Origin of the sequence: Lentzea sp. NPDC006480, assembly GCF_040611995.1 — a bacterium.
Lineage (GTDB): Bacteria > Actinomycetota > Actinomycetes > Mycobacteriales > Pseudonocardiaceae > Lentzea.
Map to the genome: position 1 here is coordinate 1 of NZ_JBEXPJ010000329.1, position 2,495 is coordinate 2,495.

The 2,495-nt window shown below is 68.8% G+C and carries 2 protein-coding genes; one reads left to right on the forward strand and one right to left on the reverse strand.

Features of this window, described 5'->3' with window-relative positions:
- Nucleotides 1–37: 37 nt before the first annotated feature.
- Nucleotides 38–1,516: an NAD(P)/FAD-dependent oxidoreductase gene (locus tag ABZX92_RS45645; RefSeq protein WP_355572386.1), complete on the forward strand. Its 1,479-nt coding sequence runs from the start codon at nucleotides 38–40 to the stop codon at nucleotides 1,514–1,516.
- Here ABZX92_RS45645 and ABZX92_RS45650 read toward each other — a convergent pair.
- Nucleotides 1,488–2,495 (reverse strand): phospholipase domain-containing protein (locus ABZX92_RS45650; RefSeq protein WP_355572388.1); only part of this gene is annotated, 1,008 nt, incomplete at its 5' end. The genes ABZX92_RS45645 and ABZX92_RS45650 overlap by 29 nt on opposite strands.

Sequence of the window (2,495 nt, forward strand, 5' to 3'; positions counted from 1 at the left end):
GCTTTCGTGACCGGCGTCACCCGGCCACTATGAGTACATGGCTGACCTCGACGTCCTCATCGTCGGCGCGGGTATCTCGGGCCTCGGCGCCGCGTACTACCTGCAGCGCGAGCACCCGCGGAAGAAGTACGCGATCCTCGAGGCGCGCGGGGCGATCGGCGGCACGTGGGACCTGTTCCGCTACCCCGGCATCCGGTCGGACTCGGACCTGCACACGTTCGGCTACGAGTTCAAGCCGTGGCGCGACGAGGACTCGATCGCGGGCGCGGGCAAGATCCTCGCCTACCTCAAGGAAACCGCCTCGGAACACGGCATCGACCAGGCCGTGCGGTTCAACTCCAAGGTGGTCGCCGCGGCGTGGTCGTCCGAGCACGCGCACTGGACCGTCGAGGTCGAGAAGAACGGCGAACGCGAGACGGTGACCTGCTCGTGGCTGTTCTGCGCGGGTGGCTACTACCGCTACGACGAGGGCTACACGCCGGACTTCGAGGGCAGGGAACGGTTCCAAGGGCAGATCGTGCACCCGCAGCACTGGCCGGAGGACCTCGACTACGCGGGCAAGCGCGTGCTCGTGATCGGGTCGGGCGCGACGGCGGTGACGATCGTGCCGGCCATGGCTCCTCAGGCCGGCCACGTGACCATGTTGCAGCGCACCCCGACGTACGTCCTGCCGTTGCCGGCGCAGGATCCGATCCGCAATCTGCTGTGCAAGGTGTTCAGCGAAGAGCGCGCGTTCGCGCTCACCCGGCGCAAGAACATCGTGCAGCAGCAGCTGACCTGGCGGTTCTCCCAGCGTTTCCCGAACGCGGCGCGGCGGCTGATCCGGCGGTTCAACGCGAAACTGCTGCCGGAGGGCTATCCGGTCGACGAGCACTTCAACCCGCCGTACAACCCTTGGGACCAACGGCTTTGCGTTGTGCCGGACGGCGACCTGTTCAAGGCCATCAGCCGCGGCAAGGCGTCCGTGGTGACCGACCGGATCTCGACGTTCACCGAGACCGGGGTGCAACTGGCGTCCGGCCGCACGATCGACGCCGACATCGTGATCACCGCGACCGGGCTCAACGTGCAGGCGTTCGGCGGCATGACCCTGACGGTCGACGGCGAGACCGTGAATTTGCCGGACACCTTGGCGTACAAGGGGATGATGCTGTCCGGCGTGCCGAACTTCGCCTACGCCATCGGGTACACGAACTCGTCGTGGACGCTCAAGATCGGCCTGCTGTGCGAGCACTTCTGCCGGCTGCTCGCGCACATGGACGCGCACGGCCACGACACCGCCCGCCCGGTGGTCGCCGACCCGGAAGCGCCGACCCGCCCGTTCCTGGACTTCGGCGCGGGATACCTCCAGCGCGTCGTCGACCAGCTGCCACGACAGGGCGAGCGGGCGCCGTGGCTCACGTCGATGAGCTACTTCAGCGACGTGAAGCTGTTGCGGCGCTTGCCCGTCGTGGACAGCGAGCTGCGGTTCTCGCACAGCCGGGCGGTCACGCCGTCCGGATCGCCGGGTCGCTGACGCCGGGCGCGCCGGTCTCCACGTGACCGGCGAACCGGCGCAGGTAGCCGGTGTCCTCGGTGGACACCACCGAGATGTCGTACCACCGCTTGGACTTCGTCAGCTCGATGATGCGCGTGACGGTCCGGCCGGGCTGCACCGTCACGCTGATCGAGCCGCCGTACGCGTTCGCGACCTTGAGGTGCCGCGTCGCGGTGGCCGCGTTCGTGAACCGCAGCACGAGGTTGCAGCCCGACTGGCGCGCGGTCACCTCGGCGGCGGCCGCGCTGCCCTTGAACTCTCGGAGGAAACCGTTGGGGCCGTGGACGGTCAGGTCGTAGACGCCCAGCGAGTACGCCGTGTTCCAGGTGTCCGAGAGCTGCTTGCCCGCCGCGGTCGTGTAGGTCCACGGGCCGTCGGTGCGGTTCTGCGCGGTGATGTAGAACTGCGCACCCGCCTTCGTGCCACCGGTGAGGCTGAGCGTGATCTTGCCGCCGTTCACCGACGCGTCGACGACCGGCTCGTACGGCAGCGGCCTGGTCCGGCGCGATCCGCGTTCCTGCACGGGCATCGCCCCGACCAGCGGCGGCACCGGCACGTAGTCGGGGTGCCGGTCGCGGTCCGGCGGCGCGTAGCCGGTGGTGTCGGGCAGCGCTGGCGACTTGGTGTTCCTGACTCCGAAGTCGAACGCCGACGTCAGGTCGCCGCAGATCGCGCGCCGCCACGGCGAGATGTTCGGCTCGCGCACGCCGAACCGCGTCTCCAGGAACCGGATGATCGACGTGTGGTCGAACACCTCGGAGCACGTGTAGCCGCCGGTGCTCCACGGCGAGACGACGAGCATCGGCACCCGCTGCCCCAGCCCGTACGTTCCTGCCACATAACCGCCACCGCCGGGGTACAGCTCGGCCTTGACGTCCACACTGGACAGTCCCTGCGCCGCGGACGACGGCGGATACGGCGGCACGACGTGGTCGAAGAAGCCGTCGTTCTCGTCGTA